The sequence below is a fragment of the Hyalangium sp. genome, assembly GCF_045802625.1.
Lineage (GTDB): Bacteria > Myxococcota > Myxococcia > Myxococcales > Myxococcaceae > Hyalangium.
In genome coordinates this window covers 1-25,509 of record NZ_JBJMQP010000185.1, presented here as the reverse complement: position 1 = coordinate 25,509, position 25,509 = coordinate 1, and the positions used below count along the sequence as shown (strand labels likewise).

The window sequence follows — 25,509 nt, the reverse complement described above, 5'->3', positions numbered from 1 at the left end:
ACCCTACCAGCCCTCCGGTGCGCTGGCTCACATCTTCACGGCGTCCTGGCCGAGCTCCTCCTCGGCGCTCGCCTCGGGGTCGGGGCGCTTGTCACGCATGGTGACGAACTCCTCGGCCGCCGTGGGGTGGATGCCCACGGTGGAGTCGAGCTGCTTCTTGGTGACGCCGCACTTGAAGGCCACCGCCAGCCCCTGGATGATCTCCGGGGCGTCCGCGCCCACCATGTGGAAGCCCAGCACCCGCTGGGTCTTCCGCTCGACGATGACCTTCATCATCGAGCGCTCGTCGCGGCCGCTCAGCGTGTACTTCATGGGCCGGAAGCTGGACACGTACACATCCATCGCGCCGTGCTGCTCACGCGCCTCGAGCTCCGAGAGCCCCACCGTGCCCACCGGGGGCTGGCTGAACACCGCGGAGGGCACCCCCGAGTGGTCCATCCGCATGGGGTTGTTGTTGAAGAGCGTCTCGGCCAGGGCGCGCCCCTCGGCGATGGCCACGGGCGTGAGGTTGAGGCGGTCCGTCACATCTCCCACCGCGTAGATGTTGGGCACGGAGGAGCGCGAGCCCTCATCCACCTTCACCGCCCCGCGCTCGTTCAGCTTCACGCCCACCTCTTCGAGCCCCATCCCCTGGGTGTTGGGGGCCCGGCCCGTGGCGAACAGCACCGCATCCGCCTCGAGCGTGTCACCCATGCGCGTGAGCACGCTCAGGGTGCCGTCCGAGCGCTTCTCGATGTCTCGCACGAACACCTCCGAGCGGATGTCGACGCCCTTCTTGCGCATCTCCTGGGTGAGAAACGCGCGCACGTCATCATCGAAGCCGCGCAGCACGGTGTCGCCGCGGATGAGGATCGTCACCTTGACGCCCATGGCGTTGAAGATGCCGGCGAACTCCACCCCGATGTAGCCCCCGCCGACGATGATGATCCGGCGCGGCAGCTCCTTCAGGCTGAGCGCGCCATCCGAGGTGATGACGTGCTCGATGCCCGGCAGCTCGGGGAGGAAGGGCCGCGAGCCGGTGGACACGAGGATGTGGGCCGCCGTGTAGCGCTGGCCGGCCACCTCGACCGTGTGGGGATCCACGATGCGCCCCCGGCCCTCGATGAGCTGCACGCCCGAGTCCCGCAGCAGGCGCTTGTACACGCCGTTGAGCCGGTCCAGCTCCTTGTCCTTGGCGGCCTGGAGCTTCTTCCAGTCGTGCTTGGTCTCGGGGACGGACCAGCCAAAGCCGGCGGCATCCTCGAAGTCATGGCGGAAGTGGGCGCCGTAGACGAGCAGCTTCTTGGGGACACAGCCGCGGAGGACACAGGTGCCGCCCACGCGATCGTCCTCGCAGATGGCCACCCGGGCGCCGTAGGAACCTGCCCGGCGGCTGGAGGCCACGCCTCCCGAGCCCGCGCCAATCGTGAACAGATCGAAGTCGTACTGAGGCATGGTGCTCCTCCCTCGAGCCAGCGGCCGTTGGAGGAGACCATAGCCGGGCTCAAGCCCGAGCGCCGTCCCAGTCCTCGACCTCGTAGAGGAAGCGTGAGCCACCCATCAGCTTGCGGTTGTTGGAGGTGCTCTGGACGAACACCACGTACTTCTCGAGGTTGGCCGGGCGGATGCGCGCCGTCTCTCCCGGAGGCAGCCCGAGCAGCTCCCGCGCGCCGTCGCCGCTGAAGAGGTCGCCCGTCTTGCGATCCATGAGGACGATCTCCTTGCGGCCCTGAATGGTCTCGGTCTTGGTGAACTCGTAGAAGCCGCGGCCCGCCTTGAACTTGAGGCCGTTCTCCGTGACGAAGTTCTTGATGGGCGTGTCCGAGTCCACATCCAGGAACTGGAAGCGGCCCGTGGGTACGGCGCGCAGATCCGTGTCCGCGTACACGGTCGGCGTCGCGCGCTTGAGCATGGTGTTGAACAGGGTGTTGAGGCCACGGGTCAGGCGGCCCTCCTTGGCCACCTCCGCCTCGTACGCCTGGAGCTTCATGTCCCCCGACTGCTTGTAGCAGATGGCCAGCAGCGTATCGGTGATGTACGCGAACTGATCCAGGCTCAGGTGGAAGCCGCCGGACTTCTGCGCCAGCTCCTTGTAGAAGTGCGTCGCGTGGCGCCGGTTGAGCGCCTGCACGCCGTACACGGGGATGCCCATCCGCCCCAGCGCATCCACCTCCACGCGCCAGTCCAGCTTGCGCGGGTTCTGGCTCGGCCCGTGCGGCACGTCGTCGCCGATGAGCACGAACGCCTTCGTGTACCCGGCCGTCCACGACAGCTTCTGCGCCTGGTGCAGCACCAGCTCGTAGCACTCGGGCGCATCACCGCCGCCCGTGGCCTCGACGCGCTCGACGAAGCGGACGATGGCGTCCTTGTCATCCGTCAGGTCGAGGCTCTTCGTGACATAGGTGGAGCCCTCATCGCAGTAGTCGCCATGAGCGATGATCCCGATGCGGATGCCCGGAATCTCTTTCATGAGCCGCGAGACGGTGGCGCCCACCTTCTTCCGCACCTGCGCCAGACACGGATACATGCTGCCCGTGGTGTCAAAGCTGAAGACGACCTCGACGCGGTTATCGATCACCTCAGTGCTCATCGTTCCCCTCGTTTGAAAGTGGCTGAACGGGCACAGTGATACGTGGGAGGTCTGACAAAAAAATCCGCTCCGCCAGAGCGGATTGGGGCCGATTTTCGGGCCTCCGCGGCACGTCAGACCGCTGTGTCAGCGCGCGTCGGGCGCCCGTCCAAACGGTTAGACTGGTGCCGCGATGAGCGATGAACTCGAACACCTGAGGCACAAGGCCCGGCCGGACGACATCGAGTCATTGCGTCGTCTGGACCGGGCCCTCCAACACAAAGACTGGCGCGTGGAGGGCAAGACTGTCCGGGAGTGGATCTCGGAGTTCGTCCAGCATCCCTGGGGCCACTACATCGGCGGGCCTCAGCCCGCGGAGGTGTTGATCAGCGCGGGGCTCGCCGCCGTGCCGGCCTTGATCGAGACGCTGCGGACGAAGCAGCTGTCGCCCAAGAGCCCTCTCGATATCCGGATCCGCCTGCACTGTGTCGAGACGCTGGCGCGGATCAAACCGACACCCACGTGCGCCATCCCCGCACTGCTGGAGACGCTCCACGTTCACAGCCTCCAACTCCGGCGGTTGACGCTTCGAGTGCTGGCGGAGTTCCCGCTTCGCCCGACCCCTCTCGCCGTTCGAGAGCTGCTCGCGTGTCTCGCGAGCCGTCATGAGCCAGCTGTGCGGACCGAGGCCGCGCACACCCTGTCCAGGCTCCAAGGCCCACTCCCCTCCGAGGTTCGCCGCGCCGCGCTCGAGCGCCTGACGGATCCGGACAAGCGGGTGAGGCGATACGCGCTTCGGATCCTCGCCCGGCTGCCTGCGCCCGATCCGGAGGTTCGCACCGCGCTCGAGGAGCAGATCATCCTGGATGACGCCAACCGGCTCGAGGCCATCGCCGCCTTGCTCGGGTTCGATGAGCCCCGGGCGCTCGACTTCCTCCAACAGGAGATCCTGGTCGCGGAGAAGTCCGACCGGAATGACCGCCACGTGCTGGCCTGTGCGCGCGCCCTCGAGCTCGTCGCGCAGTTGGGCGTGCGGGCCGAGCCCACCCAGCCCGCCCTGCGCCGCGTGTATCCCGTCACCAGACTCGAGGGGCTCATCTACACGGCCGTCAACAGCATCGCGCGCGGCCAGCTCTCCGCCGAGAAGCCGGCGCCCAGCCCCGAGCAGCTCCGGGACGAGCGCGCCGTCCGGCTCCTGGAGCAGCCCGCTCCACAGGAGCCCACCGAACCCCCAGACAAGGCGCTCTCCCGCTGGGCCGCGGGCTTCCTTCCCTACGGCCGTGAGCTGTGTGTGCGCATCGCGTTGGCAGCGGCGCGACGAGTCGTCGGATTCTGGGAGGTACAGTACTCGTTGAACGGCTCGCCTCGGGATGCCCTCCATGCCGTGGAGGACTGGCTGTGCGATCCGAATGAAACGGCCGCGCGGACAGCGGTCCAGTTGGGAGACTTCATCCCGAGCCAGCTCTGCGCGCCGTCCGCGTTCTCGGCCTCCTGGGCCACCACGTTCGCCACCCTGTGTGTGGCCACCGATGAGCAGCGCGCGGAGTGGACCCGTGGCACGGAGCCGCTCGACTCCGCGGAGGGCGGCTTCCTGGGCTCGGCCGTCCTGAGCGCCTGCCGCGCGCTGGGCAACAGGTCCGTGATCACCTGGGCCCTCGGCGACAGCGAGGAGCCGCCTCGGCTCTCCGCGGAGGAGGCCGCCCAGGAGGTGCGCAAGGCCATCGTGGAGGACGTGCTTCCTTGGGTCTGTGGCACGTGGGATCCCGTCCAGGACGTGCTCCAGCGCCGCCGAGAGCTGCTCGGCCAGCGGCCTGGGCCTGTGAGCACGGGCAGGTACCCTCCCTGATGAGGCTCAGCGCTCCTCGGGCTCGGCTGACTCCAGCAGCTTGTAGAGCGTCTTGCGGTCCACTCCCAGCAGCCGTGCCGCCTCGCTCTTGTTGCCGCCCACGTGCTGGAGCACATGCGCCGCGTACCGGCGCGACAGCTCCGCCAGGCTCGGCATGTCCTCCGCCAGCCCCGTGGCCTTCTTCGACGCGTCTCCGATGGGCTCCGGGAAGTCCTGCGGCCCCAGCACCCCTGTCACGTTGAGCGCCAGCGCCCGAGCCACCACGTTCTCCAGTTGCCGCACGTTGCCCGGCCAGTCATACGCCATCAGCCGCGCCATCCCCTCGGGTGTCACCACCGGCCGCACCCCTCCCCGCGCGTGCAGCGCCGCGAAGTGCTCCACCAACGCCGGGATGTCCTCCTTCCGCTCGCGGAGCGGCGGCAGGTGCAGGTGCACCACGTCCAGCCGGTACAGCAAGTCCTCGCGGAACAACCCCTCCGCCACCCGCTCCTTCAAGTCCTTGTTCGTCGCCGCCACCACCCGCACGTCCACCTTCACCGGGGAGCTCTCGCCCACCCGCCGGATCTCCCCCTCCTGCAGCACGCGCAAGAGCTGCGACTGCACCTTCGGCCCCACGTCGCCGATCTCGTCCAGGAACAGCGTGCCGCCGTTGGCCTCCTCGAACACACCTCGCCGGGCTCCCATCGCTCCCGTGAAGGCCCCTCGCGCGTGCCCGAACAGCTCGCTCTCCATCAGCGACTCGGCGATGGAGCCACAATCCACCGGGATGAACGTCTCCTTCGCGCGCGGCGAGCGCCTGTGCAGCGCGCGCGCCACCATCTCCTTGCCCGTCCCCGTCTCGCCCGTAATGAGCACCGGCACGTGCGTCGTCGCCGCCCGCGCCACCTGCTTGTAGACCTCCAGCAGCGCGGGGCTGCGGCCCACCAGCGTGCTGCGCTCCACCTGCTTGCGCAGTGAGCGGTTCTCCTCCACCAGCCGCTTCTGCTCCAGCGCCCGCCGCGCCACCCGCAGGATGGCGTCCACGTCGAACGGCTTGGCCAGGTAGTCGAAGGCGCCCTGCTGGATGCTGTCCAGCGCCCCCTCGATGTTCCCGAACGCCGTCACCACGATGACCGGCGTGTCCGGCAGCCGCGTCTTCACCGCCTGGAGCACCTGCAGCCCATCGCCCGGGTTGGGCATCGCCATGTCCGTGAGCACGAGATCAAACGGCCCATCCTCCGCCAGCCGCTCGGCGGCGCGCTTCGGATCGGGGGCCAGCAGCACCTCGCCCAGCGTGCCCAGCAGCCGCTGGAGCAGATCCCTCGCGTGAGGATCATCGTCCACGGCCAGGATTCGCACCGTGGTCATGACGTCACCCTCCGAGCAGCAGAAGCCGCCTCAGGCCCCGCGGCCTCGGGCACAGCCACCAGCGTCAGGCGAACCGTCATCGTCGTACCCACCCCCTCCTGCGAGTCCACCACCAACGTGCCCCCGTGCGCCTCCACCAGCCGCTTCGCGGTGGCCAGCCCCAGCCCATGGCCCGGCAGCCCCCGAGCCTCCGGCGCGCGGAAGAAGGGCTGGAAGAGCGAGCCCCGCGTCGCCGCGCTCATGCCGATACCATTGTCCTCCACCCGCAGCACCGCCTCGCCGCCCTCCCGGAAGACACGCACCGAGACGCGCGGCGCGGGCCGCCCCGCCGTGTACTTCACCGCGTTGGACACCAGGTTGCGCGCGATCACCTGGAGCAGCTGGTTGGGGCAGTCCACCCGCACACGGGGCTCCAGCTCGCGCTCCAGCGCCACGCCCTGGGCCGCGGCCGTCTGCGCCAGCTCCAGCAGCACCGTGCTCACCGCCGTGTCCAGCTCCGCCGAGGTGTGCTCGCCCCGCGTGCCCGAGCGGCAGAAGCGCAGCAGCGCCTCAATCAGCTCGCCCATGCGCACCGCGCTCGACTCGCACTGGGACAGCATCTCCAGCGCCCCCGCGTCCTGCACCGCGCCCGTGCGCCGGATCAACGTCAGGTAGCCCTTCAGCGGCGCCAGCGGCCCCATCAAGTCATGCGCCACCCGGCGGGTGAACGCGTCCAGCTCCTGGTTGACGCGGCCCAGCTCTTCAATCTGCCGCTGGATGGTGTCCTCCTGCCGCCGCAGCACCGTGGAGATCCGCCAGCCCACCAGCAGCGAGATGAACACCGCCACCAGCGTCACCCCGGCGCCCACCGCCGTGTTGCGCACCCGCAGGTAGGCCAGGTGCCCCACCAGCTCCTGCGCCTCGTCCGCGTTCTCCTCCGCCAGCTGGGTGGCCAGCGTGTCCACCTCCGTCACCAGCGGGCGGATGCGCTCGGCCAGGTGGTGCCGGGCCCGCTCCGCCTCGCGGCGGTGGGAGAGCACGGCGGCGGTCCTCACCGAGTCCGCCAGCTTCTGGCACGCGGCGTTGAACTGCTGCCAGGCCACCTTCTCTCCCGGTGGCAGGTTGCGCGTGTAGGCCTCGGTGGAGCGGCGGATGCCCTCGAGGATGTCCTCCATCACCGCGTTGGCGGCCTTGCGCTCCTCGTCATCCGAGGCGCGGATGTGGGCCTCGATGGCGCTCTCCAGCGAGAGCGCGTCCACGCGGATGCGGCCGATCAGGCTCGCCCGCTCGAGGGCCTCTCGAACGAGCGTCTCCACCCGGTGGCTGGAGCGCACCTCCGTCCACAAGGTGAAGCCCGCGACGGCGGACAGGAGGGTCACGGCGAAGAGAAAGCCGGCCCGGTAGCCGCGAATGGGAGCGCGCGAGTTCACGAGGCGCTCAGGGCGAGGCCCCCTCTGCATCCTCGGGCTCGGGCGGCGGCTCTGGGGCCGGGGGCTCGGGCGGCGGGCTGTGCCGCCGGGCCCGGGACAGCGCCGACTCGAACCACACGTCCGCCATCTGCTCGTGCATCTCGGCCAGCTCCTTCTGCCGGGCCTGGAGCTGGGCGTTGTGCTCCTCCAGCAGATGGCGCTCGGACTCCACGTGCGCCAGCTCCTCGCTCAGCATCTGCCGGGACTGCTCCGCCTCGGCATTCTCCAGCCGGCGCACCTCCAGGGCGGCCTCGGCCGCCGCCAGCCGCTGGGCCAGCTCCTCCGAACGGGCGCGCTCCTCCTCATAGAGGAGTTGCCACTCCGCCGATTCCTGCACCTGAACCTGGACCGGTGGGAGCGCGGCAGGTGGGACCGTCGCGCACCCCACCCCCCACCACGCAGCCACCGCGGCGATGAAGAGGTACCGCATGCCCCGCACATTGCAGAAGAGGGGGGAAGTCGTCAAAGACAGCACGCTTGCTCCTGGGGAGAACATCCTCATCGTTGGTGTTCAAAATGTGGAGGATTTCCCCGGGAGTAGACATTCGGGGTCTGACGCTCAGAGGGGGGGCGCGTGGCACGAAGGGTGCTCTGGAGAGGGGGTGCACACGGACGCATCTCGCGCCGTGTCTGCTTGAAACCGGAGCTACCCGTCATGAAGAACCTCATCGCCGCCGTCGTGATCGCCGCCTCCACCGCCGCGTTTGCCGCCGACACCAAGCCGGCCGCCGACACCAAGGCCGAGACCAAGACCGAGATGAAGACCACCGAGTCCGCGCCGGCCGCTGACGCGAAGGCCGACACCAAGGCCGACACCAAGACCGAGAAGAAGACCACCACCACCAAGAAGTCCTCCAAGAAGGCCGACAAGGCCGCTCCTGCCGAGGGCTCGAAGTAGTCAGTCGCCGCAAGGCACCCATTGCGCGGGGGTGTCTCCTCTAATGAGGGGACGCCCCCGTTGCATTTCCGGCCCCCAGGGTGGGCCCCGGTGGGCGCCTCCGAAGCCCGGAGCGTGTGGTTCCATGTGCGAGAAACACTCCCTGTGGAGGGTTTCACCACCGCCGGGCCGACTTTGAGGAAAAGTTCCCCACTGGACAGCTCCGACCGCCCAGAGTTCGAGGGGTTCTCACTGGCATGGATGGTGCTTTGTCAGGCAGTGGACGCGGCCGCATTGCGCGCCGTGTTTGCCCCGAACCTGGAGATACCCGTCATGAAGAAGATCATCGCCGCCGCCGTTCTCGTTGCCGCCACTGCCTTCGCTGGTGAGGCCGCCAAGCCCGCCGAGGCCAAGCCCGCCGCCGCCGCTGAGGCCAAGGCTCCTGCCGCTGAGGCGAAGCCTGAGGCCAAGCCCGAGATGAAGGCTGAGGCCAAGCCCGAGATGAAGGCCGAGGCCAAGCCCGCCAAGGCCGAGGCCAAGCCCGCCAAGGCCGAGGCCAAGCCCGCCGCGAAGAAGGGCGCCAAGAAGGCCGAGGCCCCGAAGACCGCCGCGGACACCAAGTAGTTCCCGCGCTCCCTCTGGGAGCCGCATGGGGGCGTCCTCCTCTCGGAGGGCGTCCCCTTTTTGTTTTTCAGGGCGCTCCGGCCTGGGTCCGCGGCGCGCTGGGGGTGAGCTCGCCGGGCAGCATCCTCCCGTCGTGGATGTGCAGGGCGCGCCGCGCGTGAGAGACCACCCGCGGATCATGCGTGGAGAAGAGGAAGGTGACGCCCTTGTCCCGGTTGAGCGCCAGCATCAGGTCGATGATCTGCTCGCTGGTGGCCGAGTCCAGGTTGGCGGTGGGCTCGTCGGCCAGCACGAGCCGGGGCTGCGTAATCAGGGCGCGAGCAATGGCCACGCGCTGGCGCTGGCCCCCGGAGAGCTCCTCCGGCCGGTGGCGGAGGTAGGGCAGCAGGCCCACCGCGTCCGCGAGCGCCTCCACCCGCTTGCGCAGCGCCGCGCGGCCCTCGCCGTCCTTGCGCACCAGGCAGGGGAACTCGATGTTCTCGGCCACGTCCAGCACGGGGATGAGGTTGAAGCTCTGGAAGATGAAGCCGATCTTCCGGTTGCGCACCTCCGCGAGCGCATCGAAGTCGCGATCCCCCACCTCCTCGTCCTCCAGCCGGTAGGAGCCGCTGGTGGCGCGGTCCAGGCAGCCGATGATGTTGAGCAGCGTCGTCTTCCCGCTGCCCGAGGGGCCGGTGACGACGGTGAACTCGCCGGCGCTCACGCTCAGGTCCACGCCGCGCAGCGCGCTGACCCGGGTCTTGCCCAGCAGGTAGTCCTTGGTGATGGCACTCAGCTCGATGAGGTTGCGGGGCGGCATGGGGGCGCTCAGTAGAAGAGGCGGGCCTGGAGCAGGACGCGGTAGGAGGACGGGAGCAGCTCGAACTCGCTCACGTGCTGGCCCGTGGTGGGCACGGTGGCGGCGAGCGAGCGGGGGCCGGGGAGGGGCACGAAGCCGGACAGGATGAGCGTCATCCACTCGGTGGTGGACCAGGCGACGCTCGGGGCCAGCAGCGTGGACAGGTCTCCCAGGCTGGCGATCACCGTGGCGGAGACGGTGAAGTCATCTCGGATCTTCGGCTTCTGGAAGGTGAGGAAGGCGTAGTGGCGGGAGATGGGCACGAAGCGGAAGCGCTGGGGGAGCCCCTCCTCCGTTGCTCCGAGGAGCTGCCCCTGGAGCTGGGAGGTGTCCAGCCCGAGCCCGCGCGCCACGGACAGGAGCGACAGCCCGTTGACGAAGCCCTGGAACTCGGAGCGCGTCAGCCCGTCTGCCTGGTACAGGTACTCGGCGGAGAGCAGCGACTCGTCGGAGAACTGGTACCGGGTGCCCACGAGGATGTGGGGGCGCAGGCGTTTCTCGTCCAGGCGCCGCTGGGAGATGAGCGGCTCGCCATTGCGGAAGCAGGCCACGGCGGACTCAGGGCCGTCCAGGCACCCGGGAGTGGGGTAGTTGCGGTCCGAGCCTCGGCCGACCAGCGCCTCCAGGTGCAGCTCGTAGTCATTGAAGAAGTAGCGCGAGAAGGAGAACCCCAGGCGCGTCTTGTTCTCGAAGGCATCGCCGTAGAGGTTGGACTGGAAGAGCATGAGGTTCAGGTCGGCGTTGGCGACCAGGGCATAGGCGCGAGCGGCCACCAGGTAGTGCAGCTCGCGGTCGCGCTTGTTCCACTCGGGGTAGACGAGGAGCGCTCGGGGCAGGCCGCTGTCCTGCTCGAGCACGGCGGGGCTGGCCACCAGGGAGAAGGTGTACTTCTCCAGGGGCACCTCCACGCGGAGCATGTACGCGCCCACGCGCTGCGAGCTGGGGTCCGTCGGGTCCTTGGGCGGGTTGAGCAGGTCCGTGGGGTTGTAGGCCCAGCCCGAGCCCCAGAGGATGCGCTTCTTGCCCGCGAGCAGGTGGAGCGCGGGCCTCACCTCGTGGCTCACGTACAGCTCGCTGAGCGAGACGAAGGGGCGGGCCGCGGTGGCCTCCCGCACGGGGACTGCCACCTCCTGGCCGTCCGCATCCAGTCCCCGGTAGCTCCACGCGCCCGCGAGGAAGAGGGACAGGTCCGCCGCCACGAAGCCGCCAGGGCGGTACTCGTGGCGAGGCTGCGTGTTGAACTCCAGGAGCTGCTGAAGCTCGGGCTGCGCGTCGGTGGGGAGCAGGCCGTGCACCCGCGAGCGCTGGTACTGCGTGCGGCTCTCCACATAGCCGGTCACCTCCGCGGCCAGGGCCGGCGCGGCGGCGAGCAACAGGAGGATGGAGCCCAGGAGGCGCATGAAGGTGATCAGCGCCCCAGGTCCGCCTGGGTGAAGCGCTGCGAGGGCGCGTCCACCCCGCGCTTCAGCGACTTCAGCACCAGCTCCGAGCGGCGGCTCTTCACCAGCTCGTTGCGCATCACCACCTTCGCCGGGCGCGAGTAGCCCTTCTCGAACTCCGTGTAGTCGCTGAACTCGGCGCTGCGCAGCATCTGCCCGCTCGTGCCGAAGTACTGCGCCTTCACCGGCTGCCCGTCCGACTTGCGCAGCCACAGCTTGATGGCGTCATACGCCGTCTCCGGTGACTTCGCCTTCAGCTCCAACGCCCACGTCTCCGGCACGTCCGAGGGCACCCGCTTCCCCGCGTAGTCCCTCGAGTAGCTCACCCGCAGGATGTCCGCGTTGTTGAAGTCTCCTCCTTGGAAGCTGTCCCGGTTCGCCATCCGCGTGGCCCGCTTCAGGTTGGGCAGGTACACCCAGAGGTTGTCTCCCACCCGCAGAATCTCCTGGCCCTTCACGCTGGCCGGAGCCTTGAACCAGATGCGCGACTTGTCGTCCTCCGCCTTCAACATCCGCAGCTCATACGTGCGGCTGCTGCCGTCCTCGCGCCAGGCCGTCATCTGGGACTCAGCCTCGAAGGTGCGTGGCCCCATCACCTCGTCGTAGCGCTGGAGCAGCTCCTCCGGCGTGGGCTCCACCGCGAGCGCTGGGCTGGCCTCCAGCAGAGCAAGCAACATGAGCATGAGGGCTTTCATTCAAGGTCCTTTCCGTGAGGCCTGCCAACGGAGCTTCGCCAGTTCGAGCGTAGCGCGTCCACGGGTCCCACCCAGCCCACGTCCCGCACCTCGCTCGCGGCAAGCGGTGCAGGCGCAGGCCCCCCGCGTCCGGCGTGCGCCAAGGGCTCCTGTGGCCTGCCGCCGATGCCCATCCGGCCAAGCACCGCCTCCGGCCGCCGAGGGAAGAACAGGTTGCCAGATGTGTAGGCAGAAGAGGACACCACCTTTCATCTCCTCCCTCGTCCGTTGACTCCCAGCACCATGAAGCCCATACCGCTGGCATCACGCGCACACCTGTTGGGAATGGGGGCTTCAGTGAACAAGAGGATGAGCACGGCGCGAGCCGCCAAGGCGAGGCGTCCCGCCGCTTCTGGTTCCAAGCCCCAGCGCACCGCGTCTCTGCCTCCCCAGCGTGCCTCCAGTACGTCCTTTCCGATTGTCGGAGTCGGTGCGTCCGCGGGAGGGCTCGAGGCGTTCACCCAGCTCCTCGAGCACCTTCCGCCCGACAGCGGGATGTCCTTTGTCTTCATCCAGCACCTGTCCCCCACGCACATCAGCCTCCTGAGCCAGGCCCTGGCCAAGGCGACCCAGATGCCCGTCGCCGAGGCCACCCATGGAGTGCGCGTGGAGCCCAACCACATCTACGTCATCCCGCCGAGCGCCGACATCGAGCTTGCGGATGACGTGATCACCCTGCGGGCGCGAATGGCCGAGCCGCGCAAGCTGCACCTGCCGGTGGACATCTTCCTGCGCTCCCTGGCCGCCGCGCGCGGCAGCCACGCGATCGGAGTCATCCTCTCGGGGACTGGCTCGGATGGCACCGAAGGGCTCAGGGCCATCAAGGCGGAGGGTGGCATCACGCTCGCGCAGGAGCCGCGCTCGGCGAAGTTCGCGGACATGCCCCAGAACGCGCTCCAGGCCGGCGTGGTGGACTCCTGCCTGCCGCTGCCGCAGCTCGCCCAGGAGCTCATGCGGCTGGCCCATCACCCGTACACCACGGCCCACGAGACGGAGCGGCGCAAGAATGCCCATGATGGCGGGACGCTCGAGCGGCTGTTCTCCCTGGTGCGCAATGCCGTCCGGATCGACTTCAGCGAATACAAGTCGGCCACCTTCGAGCGACGGCTCGCCCGCCGGATGGCGCTGCGCCACGTGGTGGACCTGCGGGGCTATGTGAAGCTCCTCGAGGAGACCCCCGCGGAGGCGCAGGCCCTCTCCGAGGATGTCCTCATCCACGTCACCTCCTTCTTCCGGGATCCCGAGGCCTTCGAGACGCTGAAGCAGCATGTCTTCCCCGAGCTGCTCAAGAACAAGCCCCTGGGAGCCCCGTTCCGGATGTGGGCGGCGGGATGCTCCACCGGGGAAGAGGTGTACTCGCTCGCCATCTGCCTCCTGGAGTTCCTGGGAGACCAACCGCGCCCGCATCCGATCCAGATCTTCGGCTCGGACATCAGCGAGCAGGCCATCCAGAAGGCCCGCGCCGGGGTCTATCCGGACAGCGCCCTGCGAGAGCTGAGCATGGAGCGAAGGGCTCGCTACTTCACACAGGTCGATGGCGGCTACCGCATCGCCAAGAGCGTGCGCGAGCTGTGCGTGTTCGTCCGGCATGATCTCGCCCGGGATCCCCCCTTCTCCCGGCTGGATCTGGTGGCCTGCCGCAACGTCCTCATCTACTTCACCCCCGCGCTCCAGAAGCGGGTGCTGGCCACCTTCCATTACTGCCTGAACAGCCCAGGCTTCCTCCTGCTCGGGCGCTCGGAGAGCCTCTCGGCGTTCGGTCAGCTCTTCTCGACGGTGAACAAGTCCCACAAGCTCCTGGCGCGGCGGGAGGGTCCCAGCATGCTCCAGTTCACGCGAGGCGCCGAGCTCCACCCGCCAGGCAAGCCGGGGAGCGCCCGCGCTGAAAGCGAGCCCGTCCGGTCCAGCGCCGAGGTGGCCAGGCGGATCGATCGCCTCCTCTTGAGCCGGTACGTACCGCCGGCCGTCGTCATCAACGAGAAGATGGAGATCCTCCAGTTTCGCGGGCACACCGGCCCCTACCTCGAGCCCGCAGAGGGAGAGGCCCAGTTCAACCTCCTCAAGATGGCGCGCGAGGGGCTGCTCTCTCCGCTGCGCGCGGCGCTCGCCCAGGCGGAGAAGCAGAGCGCCGCCGTCCGGATGGAGGGAGTGCAGGTGGGCTTGGGTGGCGCCAGGCAGCTCTGTGACATCGTCGTGGTCCCCGTCCTGGACAGGCCCGAGCAGAAGGAGCGCCTCTACCTGGTGCTGTTCGAAGAGGGGGCCCTGGCCGTGAAACGGGCGGGCAAGCCCGTCCGGGGAAGAACCACCCGGAAGGAGACGAAGCGGGAGACACCCCGTGTCCCCGCGATGAAGCTCGAGCTGGCCGCCACGAAGGACTACCTCCAGTCCCTGCTCGACGAGCATACCCACACCAACGAGGCGCTCGCCTCCGCCAACGAAGAGCTCATCTCGGGCAATGAAGAGCTCCAGAGCATGAACGAGGAGCTCGAGACCGCGAAGGAGGAGCTCCAGTCCACCAACGAGGAGCTGACCACGGTCAACGACGAGCTCCACAGCCGCAACCAGGAGCTGAACCAGGCCAACGGAGATCTCGTCAACCTGCTCAACACCGTCGACATCCCGATCCTCATCCTGGATCTCGAGCGGAGGATCCGGCGCTTCACGCCGAAGGCGCGCAGCATCATGAACGTCCTGTCCTCCGACGTGGGGCGGCCGCTCGCGGACATCGCGCTGAACATCAGCGTGGCGGATCTGGACTCGCAGATCGCCGCGGTGATCGAGACGGCCACGGGGCGGGAGGCCGAGATCCAGGACCGGGCCGGCCGCTGGCACCGGATGCAGGTGCGGCCCTACAAGACGACCGAGAACAAGATCGACGGCGCCATCCTGTCGCTCGTCGATATCGACGCGCTCAAGCACCACGTCAGCCAGGTGGAGTGGGCGCGCGACTACGCCACGGGCATCGTGGAGGCCGTGCAGGTGCCGCTCATGGTGCTCGATGAGAGCATGCGCGTCATCTCGGCGAACCGGGCCTTCTACCTGGCCTATGGCGCCTCGGCGGACGAGACCGAGAAGGAGAGCCTCTTCGCGCTGAGTGGAGGCGCGTGGGACGTCCCCGAGCTGCGAGCCGCGCTGGAGGGGATGCTCGCCAAGAACACGCTCCTCCAGGGCCTGGAGATCGAGCACACGTTCCCGCGCCTGGGCACCCGGCGGATGTCGCTCTCCGCGCGCTCTGTCCACTCACGCACCGGCGTCCCCATGCTCCTGCTCGCCATCGAGGACATCACCGAGCGCAAGCAGGCGGAGCGCGAGCGCGCGGAGCTGCTCGCCCATGCGCAGCGGGCGAAGGAGGAGGCCGAGAAGGCCAACCGCGCGAAGGACCAGTTCCTGGCCACCCTGTCTCACGAGCTGCGCACCCCCCTGTCCACCATGCTGATGCAGGCGCAGCTGCTGCGCCGCGGGGACCTGGAGGCCGCCAAGCTCAAGCGCGCCAGCGAGGCCATCGAGCGGAGCACGAAGGTCCAGGTGCAGCTCATTGATGATCTGCTCGACGTCTCGCGCATCGTCTCCGGCAAGCTCCGGGTGCAGCTCCAGCCGGCCTACCTGCCCGCGGTGGTCCGGGCCGCGCTCGAGAGCGTGAGCGCGCAGGCCGACAAGAAGTCGATCACCTTCGAGGTCACCCTGGATGAGTCGCTCGGGCCGGTCTCCGGCGATCCGACGCGGCTGCAACAAGTGGTTTGGAACCTGCTCACCAACGCCATCAAGTTCTCCCCCGAGGGCCAGCAGGTGGCCGTCGTGCTCGAGCCCCTGAACGGCCACGCCAGGCTCCGGGTGAGCGACCGGGGGGCGGGGATCGAGCCCGAGTTCCTGCCGCGCATCTTCGACAGGTTCATGCAGGAGGACAGCTCGAGCACCCGGGTGTTCGGTGGGCTCGGCCTGGGGCTGGCGATCGTGCGCCACCTGGTGGAGCTCCATGGCGGAACCGTGCAGGCGGAGAGTCCGGGCAAGGGCCAGGGAGCGACCTTCACCGTCACCCTGCCGCTCATGGATGCCCGCGCGGCCCAAGCCGGCATGGCCAGCCCTCCTGATTCCGAGCCCGCCCGCGCCGCGCCTCAGCGCCGGAACGGTGGAGACTCCCCGCGGCTCAGGGGCCTGCGGATCCTCATGGTGGATGACGACCCAGGAACGAGCGAAGCCACCACCGAGCTGCTGAGACAGGAGGGAGCGGAGGTCCGTGCGGCGACCTCAGCGGCCTCGGCGCTGGCGCTCGTCGAGGACTTCAGGCCCGAGGTGCTCTTGAGCGACATCGCGATGCCCGGAGAGGACGGCTACACGCTCCTGCGCAGGGTGAGGGCCCTGGGCCCCGAGCGAGGGGGAGATGTCCCGGCGGTAGCACTCACAGCGCTGGTCGGCGACGCGGACCGGCGACAGGCGCTCAGCGCGGGATTCCAGCACCACCTGGGCAAGCCCATCGACATCGATCGCCTCGTGGAGACCCTCGTGGAGGCGGGCAAGCACGGCTGAGCCGGCCCGGAGCGCAGACGAGGCGCTTCCTCAGCTCGAGCGCAGCGCGTCCACGGGGTTCAACCGGCTCGCCTTCCAGGCCGGCCAGGCCGCCGCCACCACCGCCCCCACCACCGCGACGGCAAACGCCATGGCCACGAACGGCAGGTCCAGCTCCGGGCGCAGCAGCACCGGCCCTCCCGTGCCCAGGTTCTCCATCGCAATCCCCCGCGCCGCCAGCACTCCCACGATCGCGGCGCCGAGCCCCACGCCCCCCACCCCGCCCACCAACCCCAACACCGCGGCCTCCAGCAAGAACAACCCCAGCACCTGCCGCCGCCGCACGCCCACCGCCAGCATGGTGCCGATCTCCCGCACCCGCTCGAACACGCTCATCAGCATCGTGTTGATGATGCCCGTCAGGATGATGACGAAGAGGATGGTGGAGATGAGCGCCAGCATGAACTTCTGCCGGCGGAGGATGTCTCGCACGAAGGGCTGTAGCTCCTGCCAAGTGTGCACCTCGTAGGCCGGTCCCAACGCCGCCCGGAGCCGCTCCGCGACCTGATCCAGCTCCCCCAGGTCCTCCACCGCCACCGCCAGCTCCGTCACCCGCCCCTCCATCCCCAGCAGCTCCTGCGCCAGCTTCAGTGGCACCGCCACCACGCGCTTGTTCTCGAAGGGCAGCGTCGACTCGGTCAGCCCCTCCACCGCCACGTCCAACGAGTTGGCCCTCCCCTTGGGGCTGGAGGCCGCCAGGGTGACCCGGTCCACCATCCCCTCCGCCTTCTGGTTCGTGGGCACGGCCTTGAAGGAGCGCGCCAGCTCGCTGCCCAGCAGCGCCTGGGCATGATCCCCGGGCGCCAGCACCCGGCCCCCGGCGCGCACCTCGACGCCGAACCGAGGCACCGCCTGCTTCTCCCGCGCCAGATCCAGCCCTCGGCCCAGGAACGTCGTCTGCGACAGCCCGTTGCTCACCAGCCCCGAGAAGATCAGGTGCCCCGATACCCCCGCCACCCCCGGCACCGCCTGGATGCGGGACAGCAGCGCCTCGTCATACGGCAGGCTCGGCTCGAGCGGCAGCGCCTCGATGCTCGCCATGTAGCCCGCCGGGTGGATCTGCAGCGCGCCCGTGCGGCCCTGCACCACGTCGTCCACCACCATCCGCAGGAAGCCGTCCATGATTCCGCGAGTCACCAGCACCGCGGTGACTCCCAGCAGCACCGCCGAGAGCGTGATCAGACTTCGGCGCCGGTTGCGCGCCACGTTGCGCACGGCGAGCCGGACAAAGGTGCTCATGTGCTCGACAGCGCCTCCACCGGCCGCAGCCGCGAGGCGCGCCACGCCGGCCACAGCGCCGCCAGCCCCGCCCCCACCGCCGCCGTCACCACCGCTCGCGCCACGTAGGTGAGCGGCACGAACGGCCGGATGATGCTGTCCGCGTTCGCTCCCGGCGAGGGCAGCAGGATTCCCCGCTGGTGCAGCCACCACGTCACCGCGCCGCCCACCATCGCTCCCAGCACTCCGCCCGCCAGCCCCAGCACCCACCCCACCAGCAGGAACAGCGCGATGATGCTCCGCCGCCGCATCCCCACCGCCAGCATCGTGCCGATCTCCCTCACCCGCTCCAGCACGCTCATCAACATCACGTTGACGATGCCCAGCAGCACCGCCAGCAGGAACACCGTGCTCAGAATCCCGAACAGGAAGTCCTGCTGCCCCAGGATCTGCGCCACGAACGGGAACACCTCCTCCCAGGTGTGCACCTCGTAGCCGGGCCCCAGCGAGGCCCTCAGCGCATCCCTCACCCGGTTCGCGTGCTCCAGCGGCTCCACCGACACCGCGTACTCGGTGACGCGGCCCTCCATGCGCAGCACTCGCTGAGCGGTGGCCAGCGGCAGGTACCCCACCCGGCGATCTCCCGGCGACGCCGACACCAGCGTCCCGGAGATGCGCACGCCCTCGCCGTTCAGCGCGCCGTCCCGGTCCGCCGCCAGCAACGCCGGCCACTGCTCCGGCGGCGGCGGCGACTTGCCGTCCATCACCCGCGCTCCCAGGCTGCGCGCCAGATCCGCGTTGAGCATCAGCTCCGGCGCTCCCGCTCCCGAGAGGAAGGCCCCCTCGCCCATCCACGCCATGCGCTTGGGCGTCACCCGCGGCTCCAGCGCCGGATCAAACGCAATCACCTGCAGGAACGTCGTCCGGGGCTCGCTGTCCGCCGCGCCCTCGGGCTCGGGCATGGACAACATCCCCCCGAAGGCCAGCCGCGGCGACACGCCGAGCACTCCCGGCACCGCGGCGATCCGCTGGCGCAGCGCCTCCGAGTCCTCCATGTCCAGCGTCAGCGGCGAGCCCTGCACGTTGGCCAGGTAGCCCTCGCGGTGCACCTGCACCGCGCCCAGCTGCCCCTGGACGACGTTCTCCAGGATGACTTGCTGCTGCCCGTTGACCAGCCCTCGCAGCACCACCATGGCGCCCACGCCCACCACCAGCGCGGCCAGCGCGATGGCCGTCCGCCGGCGGTTCCGCAGCAGGTTGCGCGTGGCCAGTGCGAGGAGCGTCACCCGCCCCATCTTTGTCGGCCCCTCGCCCTCCGGAAAGCTCGCAGGCGCCTCCCTACATGCGCCCACCCAAAATACAGTAAGATCAAGATTTGACAGGAAAAACGAAATCATGCTTAATCCGTGATTACTGGATAGGCGCTTTTCCTGTCCAAATCCGTCAACCGCTCATCCCCCGTGGAGCCTCCGATGATCGAACTCTTTTCGAAGATCTCCGAAGCCTCCAAGCTGCTGATGGAGACTGGCTTTGCCCCCACCCACGTCAACGCGGCGCTGGCCCAGGTGGGCACCGCGCTGGGCGTGGACCGGGTGTACCTCTTCGAGCACCAGCCCTTCCCCATCAAGGGGCGGATGCTGGCGGATGCACGCTTCGGCTGGAGCGCGCCCGGGGTGAGCTCGCTCACCGAGTCCAAGACGATGAAGCAGATCTCCATGCGCGAGCTGTCGCCCCTGTGGGCGGATGCGCTCGCCCAGGGCCAGACGGTCTCCAGCCTGACGAGCGTCGCGCCGCCGCGGCTGAAGCTGCTGCTCACCGAGCACAAGACGCTGTCGCTGATGCTGTCGCCCATCCAGATGGGCAAGGAGAAGTGGGGCTTTGTCGGTCTCGACGACTGCCAGCGCGCCCGCGTGTGGACGGCCGAGGAGACCACCTTGCTCAAGGCCCTGGCAGGCGGGCTCGGCACGGCGCTGCGCCACCGGCAGATGCGCTCCTCGCTGTCGCAGACGCGCACCCAGCTGGCCGAGATGATGGCCCTGGGCGCCCGCTGAGCCGTTTCCACTGAGCCGCATTCCAGGTAGGACGGAAGGCAAGGGGGTTCACCCCCTGGGGATTCGTCGCGTCCCCAGGTCTGCTAGCCTGCGCCTCCTCTGCCTGCACCATGTCAACCCTGGACACCACCGCCATCAGCCGGTCGCGCCATCCGGATCCCATCAGCGGCTACCGCCTCGAGAACCTCGTCGGCATGGGTGGCATGGGCGAGGTGCACAAGGCCGTGCAGCTGTCGCTCGGCCGCACCGTCGCGGTGAAGCTGCTCAACCCGGAGCTCGCCAAGGATCCCGCCTTCGTGGCGCGCTTCGAGAAGGAGGCCGCGGCGCTGGCGGCCCTCTCGCACCCCAACATCGTCTCCATCGTCGACAAGGGGAAGTCGGACACCACCTATTACCTGGTGATGGAGTTCGTGGAGGGGCCCTCGCTGCGCGAGCAGGTGCGCTCGCCGCTGCTGACGCCCAAAGAGTCCCTGCGGATGCTGATGGAGATCTGCCGGGGCGTGGACTACGCGCACAACCGCGGGGTGATCCACCGCGACTTGAAGCCGGAGAACATCCTCTTTGATCAGCAGGCCGGCGGGCTGGCCAAGGTGACGGACTTCGGGCTGGCCTCGTTCCTGGACGACGCCAACTCGCGCTTCAACCTCACCAGCACTCATGTCTCCATGGGCACGCTGTCGTACATGGCGCCCGAGCAGCGGGTGGACGCCAAGAACGCCGACAAGCGCGCCGACATCTTCTCGCTGGGCGTCATCCTCTATGAGCTGCTCACCGGCGAGGTGCCGCTGGGCACGTTTGATCCGCCCTCCAAGGCCAAGCCGGGCGTCGACGTGCGGCTGGACGCGATCGTCGCGCGCTGCCTGAAGCCGGATCCTGCCGACCGCTACTCGACGGTGGCCGAGCTGATGGCGGACCTGGAGCCCCTGGCGCCCGCGCTCATGTCCCAGCCGCCCAAGCCGCTCACCCGCCTGCAGCGGGTGAAGGTGGGCGTGGGGCACGTGGTGCGGCGCGCCACCCAGGTGGTGCTCACGCTGGTGGTGCTGGCGGCCCTGGCGGTGCTGGGCGTGGCGTGGCTGCGCAGCGGAGAGAAGCGCGCTCCAATGCGGCCGGGCGCGGCGCTGGCAGGAGAGCTGGGGCCGGACTCGGTGCGCAGCATGCCGGGGCGGCTGGCCAAGGGCTCCGAGCGCAAGCTCCTGGAGGTAGGCGAGGGGCCGGATCCGCTCTCCTTCCTGGTGGCGGGCCGCCCCGTGACAGCCGAGGGCAAGGCGCTGGTGTTCCCCGCCGTGGAGGGCAGCTACAGCCTGGTGCACGCGGGCCGGGCCGTGGTGGATGTGGTGGACATGACGGGGGATGTCGCCCTGCTCAAGGCGGATGTGCTCGCCGAGGGGCCCCCGCTCACGCCGGCCGTGCGCCTGCGCACCCTGGTCTACGGGCCGCCACCGGAGCCTCGCGTGGCGCTCATGCTCGTGGGCACCACGGGCCGTTATGTGGCGCTCATCCAGGAAGGCTCCGGCGCGCCCCTGGCGCTGGAGTGGGCGCTCGGCGAGCGTCGCGGCACCATGCTGGGGCAGGCCTCGCCCACCGGCGTCGCGCACCTGGAGATGGAAGTGGATCCCGACGGCCTGCTGCGGGCCTTCGTGGGGACTGGCAAGGACCGGCGCGTCATTGGCGAGCCGCTCATGCTTGGCCGGGAGTGGCAGAAGCAGTTCGGTGAGGTGCCCCGCTCCGCTGTCGGCTGCATCGAGGGCACCTGCCGCGTCGAGGGCCTCAACTACTCCGTGAAGCAGGCTCCGGCGTCCTCGCCCGCGTCCACCGTGGCCGAGCTGACGGCCACGCCCCGGCCCGCTCCCGTCCCCACCAAGACAGTGCCCAAGCCCCCGCCGGCCCCCGCCAAGAAGACGCCGGCCAAGGCCTCGCCGCCTCCTTCCAAGGGAGGCAAGAAGTCCCGCTAGGTCCTCGGGGCAAAGTCTTTTCAGGGGGGCTGAGCCGAGGCCCGATTTTCCCGAGCCAGGCGGCGAGCTTTCCCTCATGACGAGCAAACCGGTCTCGGAACGGCTCCATGAAATCCTGCAACCGCTTCTTGAGTGCGCGCACCACCAGCCCGAGCTGGAGTTGTCCGACGTGCGCGCCCGACCTGCCTAGCAGGCGAGCCTGGATGCGGGTGTGCTCCGCGCCAACCCACCCCGGAGGAGCCGTGAGCCCCTGCGCCGCGAAGACAGTCCTCCGCCTGGGGTGCGGTCACAACACGCGGGCGGCGCGGGCCTCCTCCAGCGTGTACTCCTGCATGATGGTGCCAAAGGGGCCTGTCTTCTGGATGAGCCACGCGCAGGAGCCCGGCGGCATGTAGAAGTCCTCCTCGAAGGGAGCCAGCCCCAGGTGGCGCAGGTAGTCCTTGAGCATCTCAAAGGTGAACCGGTCCCTCAGCCTGCGTGCCTGGTACTGCTCCACCTGCTCGAAGGGGAAGGGCTCACCCGACTGCTCGAAGACCCAGCGGCCCCCATCATTGGCAGCGGCCAGGGCGCGCACCGTGTTGCTGATCTTCCCCGGCTGCTCCGGGCCGTACACCTCCAGCATCACCGCGCCATAGCGGACGCCTTGGTTCTTGCGCCGCGTATGGGGCACGGCGACCACTCGCAGGCACCGGATGCTCAGCCTCCGGGCCATGGCGCTCATGGGGCTGGCGGCATCCGTCCCAGTCCACTGGTCGGCGACGTAGGCTGTCCAGGCGCTGCGCGTCGGGATGAACAGGCGCCGCCGCCTCTCCCCACTGGTCAGGGGTAGCAGGCGGGAGAGGGCTTGCTCCAGGGTGCCCGTGACGGGGAGCACCTCCACGTTGATGCCACGGGGCGTCATCACCTCTCTCTCCCACGTCGCGAAGGCTTGCGCCGCCTGCTCCGCCCCCAGCTCCAGAAAGCCCATCTCTTCAGTGACAGGCGCCCAACGGTCCTCCAGCAGCAGTCCCTTCATCTCTTGCGTCATTCAGGCTCGCCTCATTCCTCGGGGATGATGATCCGGATGATGATGGCGCTGGGGTCGTTGTTGGTGAGGCGCGACTGGTGGGCAGGGCCACGGCCCGAGGTGGGTGAGTCGTACTCCACATGATAGCGCTGGCCCTGGTAATCGAATTGCAGATCCGGCCTGTTGATTCCCACGCGCTGGCCGTTCGCCAGCGTAACTTGCTGCTGGTTCACCCGAATGTTCTCGGCGAGTAGCTCGTTCTTCACATACTCGATATCCCTCTGGAGTTGCGCATTTTGCCTAGGGCTGGGGCTGATGGGACGGCCCCGTGGCAACAGCTTTGGCACGTCCGGCTTGACGGTGACGTCCTGACGCAGACGCGGGCCTGCTGGCACCTGCGGCGTTGGGTTCTTGCCCGAGAGGGCTTGGACCAGTGCAGGTGAGGGCGCGAGAGTTCCCGGCGCCGCAGGGGGCGGTGCTGGCGCTGGAGCGGGTTCTGGAGCAGGCGCCACAGCTCTCGGCGGAGCGGGTGGAGTCTCTACCCTGCCAGGGCCCACCGGCTCCACCGGCTCCGGGACACCCCAGCCGGGCACGGGCCGCGTGGCGGTCATCAACTTGCCAGCGGCCACTCCCACCGCCAGCGCCTTGAAGAACTCCTGGGCCGCGCCGAGCTGGGACACCTCCCGTTCGGTGAACATCTCCTGGCCACTGCCCATCTGCCACCCGCGCTCCAGCGCGAAGTGCAGTGGGTTGACATCCCTCGCCAACCCATACAGCCCCAGCAACTGCTGAAGGGTGGTTGGGTGCGTCATGAAGTAGTGCTTGACGATGCGCCGCCTGTTCTCCCAGTGGGCATACCCCTCGGCGGCGGCGGCTCCCGTGCCCAGGCGCCGCTCCATGTCCTCGAGCTGCTCGGGGGTGAGGCGCTCGGGCGTCACCAGCGGCCACATGCGGAGGGCCTCGGGCACCGTCTCCGCACTCATGTCCACGGCGTATTTGAGTTCCCACTCGGACAGCGGGTGGCTCCAGTGCTGTATGTCCTCCCAGGGGCCCGAGTTCCACCAGGACTGGACGGCCCCGGGTGTCTGGAGCAGCAGAATCTGCTGAATCACGTCCCGCTGTCCGAAGGGGGGGAGCGCCACCTCCGAAGCAGCGGGCGCACGCTCCGCCGTCCTCGCCTCCGCCGCGGAGGAGGGGCCTGGGCCACGTGGCGGCAAGGCGCCTTGTGGACTCTGGGCGGACTGCTGCGCCCATTGGCTCCGAGGCGGGGCGAGGGCAGGCGCGCGGGACGGTGTGCCGAAGCCGAAGAGGATACCCACCCCGAGGGAGAGCACCCCTTCGCCTTGCGAGAGCTGGGAGGGCGGGAACGAGTACACGCCAGCAACGCCCACCTCCAGCCCGGTGCTTCCACGGATGGCGTGCACTCCGGCTTCGCCGCCAGCGCGCAGCCGGGGAGGCCCCCAGGGGCGGGGGGTGACGGCCACTCCACCGAGGGCCTTGAAGTACAGCGGCCCCTCGCCCGTGAAGCGCGCTACCGCGTCCGTGGACACATCCCACGCCCCGGCGGAGGTGGCCGGGGGCAGCAACGTCAAGCGCGCCCCCACGCCCTGGCCTGCTTCCGACAGGCCCCACAGGCTCACGCTGTACGAGGTGCGCGGCGCCCAGGGGCTGCCCAGCGAGGTGCCCCGAGAGACACCCGCCCCCACAACGGCCCGCACATGGCTCGTCTCGTCAGAGGCGTACGCCCCGGGCGCGACGAAGACAGCCAACAGCAAGAGGCTGACAGCCGCATGGAACCGCGAGGGCTGACTCGCTCCCAGGCCCCTCATTCGGCAAGCCCTTCGAGGGCCGCGCCTCCGGCGCTGGCGCCGCGCAACACAAGGGACAGCGCTCCTGCCTTCCAGAGAATCCTCTGCCACGGCAGCCTGTGTCACCCCTTCATGCGAGGAGGTGATCAGGTTAGAGGGCCGCCACGGAGAAGAGGAGGATCCGCCGGGTGGCGCCCGTGCTTCACCTCCAGCCCCCCTGCGGGGCAGCCTCGCGCCCGACGCTGACGCCTGGACGCTCGCCACGTCCCTGCTCCCTCCCCACGTAGCGCCGCGCCGCTGCCACTGTCCTGCACGAAACTGGGGCAGTCTCAAACACGAAGGCCCTCCCCAGTGAAGAGGGAGTGCCCGGTGCTCACAGCCGTGTGTGCCGCTGAGGACCGCCTCAGGCCGCGCGGGCCGGGCGCAGGCTCGGGCCCAGCAGGGCGGCGATCTGCTCCATCTGCTCCAGCGGCACGTCCTTCAGGTTCAGCACCGCCTTGCCCTTGTGGTTGCGCACCTCCACGCGCACTCCCGTGTTCTTCGGGAACCAGGCCGTCCACGCCGCGCTGCACTGCTGGGCGCGCGTGTCGAGGTCCGGCGGCAGCGGCGCGCTGGAGGGAAGTCCAGGTGTGGTGGAACTCGGGCCCCGGGCAGGACGTCGCGCACTGGAGCCACCCTCTGTCCGAGTGGGAGCTCAAGTACCTGCAGGCCATGAGCGCCCAGACGGTGCCCGAGCCGCTCCGCATGGGGCCGCCGGTGACGCCCGAGCGCCTCACCCCGCAGCAACGGCAGGATGGGGAGCAGGAGCTGGGCCCAGGAGCCGCCGCCGCCCAGGCGTATGCCCACTGGGAGAACCGGCGGCGCATCGTCACGCACTACGTGCTCACCCACCCGCTCATCGTTGGGTACCAGCTGCTGCTGTATGGGGCGGCCAGGGACATCAACCCGCTGCACTTCGCGCTGGAGCGCGGCTGGCAGATGGGCAGCGGCCAGGAGCTGTTCACCGCGCAGCCGGTGTCCCAACTGGGCGCGGCCCAGGAGTTCTTCACGGCGCTGGCGACAGGCGTGGCCGCGGGCAAGTTGATGACGGCCACGCGGCCGGTGCCCGGGTGGGGTGTCCCGGAGTCGATGGAGCCGGTGGGCTTGGGCAAGGGGGAGGCTCCTCCCGCTCCGCTGAGAGCCAAGGCACCTGCTCCAGAACTCGCTCCGG

20 protein-coding genes are annotated in these 25,509 nt (G+C 69.2%); 7 read left to right on the top strand and 13 right to left on the bottom strand.

Annotated features, from left to right (window positions below; genetic code table 11):
- Positions 1-27: 27 nt before the first annotated feature.
- A complete protein-coding gene (gene gor, locus ACJ8AT_RS31150; RefSeq protein WP_407741572.1) occupies positions 28-1,434 on the bottom strand; it encodes a glutathione-disulfide reductase in 1,407 nt (468 codons plus the stop codon).
- A 49-nt stretch (positions 1,435-1,483) separates the two neighbouring features.
- The gene (locus ACJ8AT_RS31145) at positions 1,484-2,569 is read right to left on the bottom strand and encodes a vWA domain-containing protein (RefSeq protein ID WP_407741571.1); all 1,086 of its coding nucleotides are present in this window, start codon (positions 2,567-2,569) and stop codon (positions 1,484-1,486) included.
- Between the two features lie 172 nt (positions 2,570-2,741).
- Here ACJ8AT_RS31145 and ACJ8AT_RS31140 point away from each other — a divergent pair, with 172 nt between their 5' ends.
- Complete coding sequence (locus ACJ8AT_RS31140; protein WP_407741570.1) at positions 2,742-4,394, top strand: hypothetical protein; 1,653 nt, start codon at positions 2,742-2,744, stop codon at positions 4,392-4,394.
- A gap of 6 nt (positions 4,395-4,400) precedes the next feature.
- On the opposite strand, the gene ACJ8AT_RS31135 is transcribed toward ACJ8AT_RS31140, so the two are convergent.
- From ACJ8AT_RS31135 to ACJ8AT_RS31125, 3 genes are read right to left on the bottom strand one after another with little or no spacing between them, the layout of a single operon-like run.
- Positions 4,401-5,741 carry a sigma-54-dependent transcriptional regulator gene (locus ACJ8AT_RS31135; protein ID WP_407741569.1) on the bottom strand — a complete coding sequence of 447 codons (1,341 nt, stop codon included), beginning with the start codon at positions 5,739-5,741 and terminating at the stop codon, positions 4,401-4,403.
- The gene (locus ACJ8AT_RS31130; protein ID WP_407741568.1) at positions 5,738-7,180 is read right to left on the bottom strand and encodes a sensor histidine kinase; all 1,443 of its coding nucleotides are present in this window, start codon (positions 7,178-7,180) and stop codon (positions 5,738-5,740) included. The genes ACJ8AT_RS31135 and ACJ8AT_RS31130 overlap by 4 nt, the downstream gene beginning before the upstream one ends.
- The gene (locus ACJ8AT_RS31125; RefSeq protein WP_407741567.1) at positions 7,158-7,619 is read right to left on the bottom strand and encodes a hypothetical protein; all 462 of its coding nucleotides are present in this window, start codon (positions 7,617-7,619) and stop codon (positions 7,158-7,160) included. Before ACJ8AT_RS31125 ends, ACJ8AT_RS31130 begins: the two co-directional genes overlap by 23 nt.
- Positions 7,620-7,844: 225 nt before the next feature.
- Here ACJ8AT_RS31125 and ACJ8AT_RS31120 point away from each other — a divergent pair, with 225 nt between their 5' ends.
- Both ACJ8AT_RS31120 and ACJ8AT_RS31115 read left to right on the top strand, forming a co-directional pair.
- Positions 7,845-8,087, top strand: a complete 243-nt coding sequence (locus ACJ8AT_RS31120; protein WP_407741566.1) for a hypothetical protein — start codon at positions 7,845-7,847, stop codon at positions 8,085-8,087.
- A gap of 312 nt (positions 8,088-8,399) precedes the next feature.
- A complete protein-coding gene (locus tag ACJ8AT_RS31115) occupies positions 8,400-8,690 on the top strand; it encodes a hypothetical protein (protein WP_407741565.1) in 291 nt (96 codons plus the stop codon).
- 67 nt (positions 8,691-8,757) lie between these two features.
- Here ACJ8AT_RS31115 and ACJ8AT_RS31110 read toward each other — a convergent pair whose 3' ends face one another.
- Genes ACJ8AT_RS31110 through ACJ8AT_RS31100 form a run of 3 tightly spaced genes read right to left on the bottom strand, consistent with a single transcriptional unit; the run spans position 8,758 to position 11,662 of the window.
- Positions 8,758-9,489, bottom strand: coding sequence for an ABC transporter ATP-binding protein (locus ACJ8AT_RS31110; protein ID WP_407741564.1), 732 nt, complete (start codon positions 9,487-9,489; stop codon positions 8,758-8,760).
- Between the two features lie 8 nt (positions 9,490-9,497).
- Entirely contained in the window at positions 9,498-10,928 is a 1,431-nt protein-coding gene (locus ACJ8AT_RS31105; RefSeq protein ID WP_407741563.1) for a hypothetical protein, read from the bottom strand.
- Positions 10,929-10,936: 8 nt separating this feature from the next.
- On the bottom strand, positions 10,937-11,662 hold the full coding sequence (locus ACJ8AT_RS31100; protein ID WP_407741562.1) for an outer membrane lipoprotein-sorting protein: 726 nt from the start codon (positions 11,660-11,662) through the stop codon (positions 10,937-10,939).
- A gap of 324 nt (positions 11,663-11,986) precedes the next feature.
- Here ACJ8AT_RS31100 and ACJ8AT_RS31095 point away from each other — a divergent pair, with 324 nt between their 5' ends.
- The gene (locus ACJ8AT_RS31095) at positions 11,987-16,225 is read left to right on the top strand and encodes a chemotaxis protein CheB (protein ID WP_407741598.1); all 4,239 of its coding nucleotides are present in this window, start codon (positions 11,987-11,989) and stop codon (positions 16,223-16,225) included.
- Positions 16,226-16,255: 30 nt separating this feature from the next.
- Here the strand turns inward: ACJ8AT_RS31095 and ACJ8AT_RS31090 are convergent, their stop codons facing one another.
- Positions 16,256-17,503, bottom strand: coding sequence for an ABC transporter permease (locus ACJ8AT_RS31090; RefSeq protein ID WP_407741561.1), 1,248 nt, complete (start codon positions 17,501-17,503; stop codon positions 16,256-16,258).
- Positions 17,500-18,768 carry an ABC transporter permease gene (locus ACJ8AT_RS31085; RefSeq protein ID WP_407741560.1) on the bottom strand — a complete coding sequence of 423 codons (1,269 nt, stop codon included), beginning with the start codon at positions 18,766-18,768 and terminating at the stop codon, positions 17,500-17,502. The genes ACJ8AT_RS31090 and ACJ8AT_RS31085 overlap by 4 nt, the downstream gene beginning before the upstream one ends.
- A 186-nt stretch (positions 18,769-18,954) precedes the next feature.
- Here ACJ8AT_RS31085 and ACJ8AT_RS31080 point away from each other — a divergent pair, with 186 nt between their 5' ends.
- Both ACJ8AT_RS31080 and ACJ8AT_RS31075 read left to right on the top strand, forming a co-directional pair.
- Positions 18,955-19,533: a GAF domain-containing protein gene (locus tag ACJ8AT_RS31080; protein ID WP_407741559.1), complete on the top strand. Its 579-nt coding sequence runs from the start codon at positions 18,955-18,957 to the stop codon at positions 19,531-19,533.
- A gap of 110 nt (positions 19,534-19,643) precedes the next feature.
- A complete protein-coding gene (locus ACJ8AT_RS31075; protein WP_407741558.1) occupies positions 19,644-21,485 on the top strand; it encodes a serine/threonine-protein kinase in 1,842 nt (613 codons plus the stop codon).
- A gap of 286 nt (positions 21,486-21,771) precedes the next feature.
- Here ACJ8AT_RS31075 and ACJ8AT_RS31070 read toward each other — a convergent pair whose 3' ends face one another.
- From ACJ8AT_RS31070 to ACJ8AT_RS31060, 3 genes are all read right to left on the bottom strand, one after another.
- Positions 21,772-22,512 carry a hypothetical protein gene (locus ACJ8AT_RS31070; RefSeq protein WP_407741557.1) on the bottom strand — a complete coding sequence of 247 codons (741 nt, stop codon included), beginning with the start codon at positions 22,510-22,512 and terminating at the stop codon, positions 21,772-21,774.
- An 11-nt stretch (positions 22,513-22,523) separates the two neighbouring features.
- Positions 22,524-24,209 (bottom strand): hypothetical protein, encoded by a 1,686-nt coding sequence (locus tag ACJ8AT_RS31065; RefSeq protein ID WP_407741556.1) that lies wholly within the window; start codon positions 24,207-24,209, stop codon positions 22,524-22,526.
- 493 nt (positions 24,210-24,702) lie between these two features.
- Positions 24,703-24,828: a hypothetical protein gene (locus ACJ8AT_RS31060; RefSeq protein ID WP_407741555.1), complete on the bottom strand. Its 126-nt coding sequence runs from the start codon at positions 24,826-24,828 to the stop codon at positions 24,703-24,705.
- Between the two features lie 98 nt (positions 24,829-24,926).
- Between ACJ8AT_RS31060 and ACJ8AT_RS31055 the strand changes: the two genes are divergently transcribed.
- A partial coding sequence (locus ACJ8AT_RS31055; protein ID WP_407741554.1) for a hypothetical protein occupies positions 24,927-25,509 on the top strand: 583 nt, incomplete at its 3' end.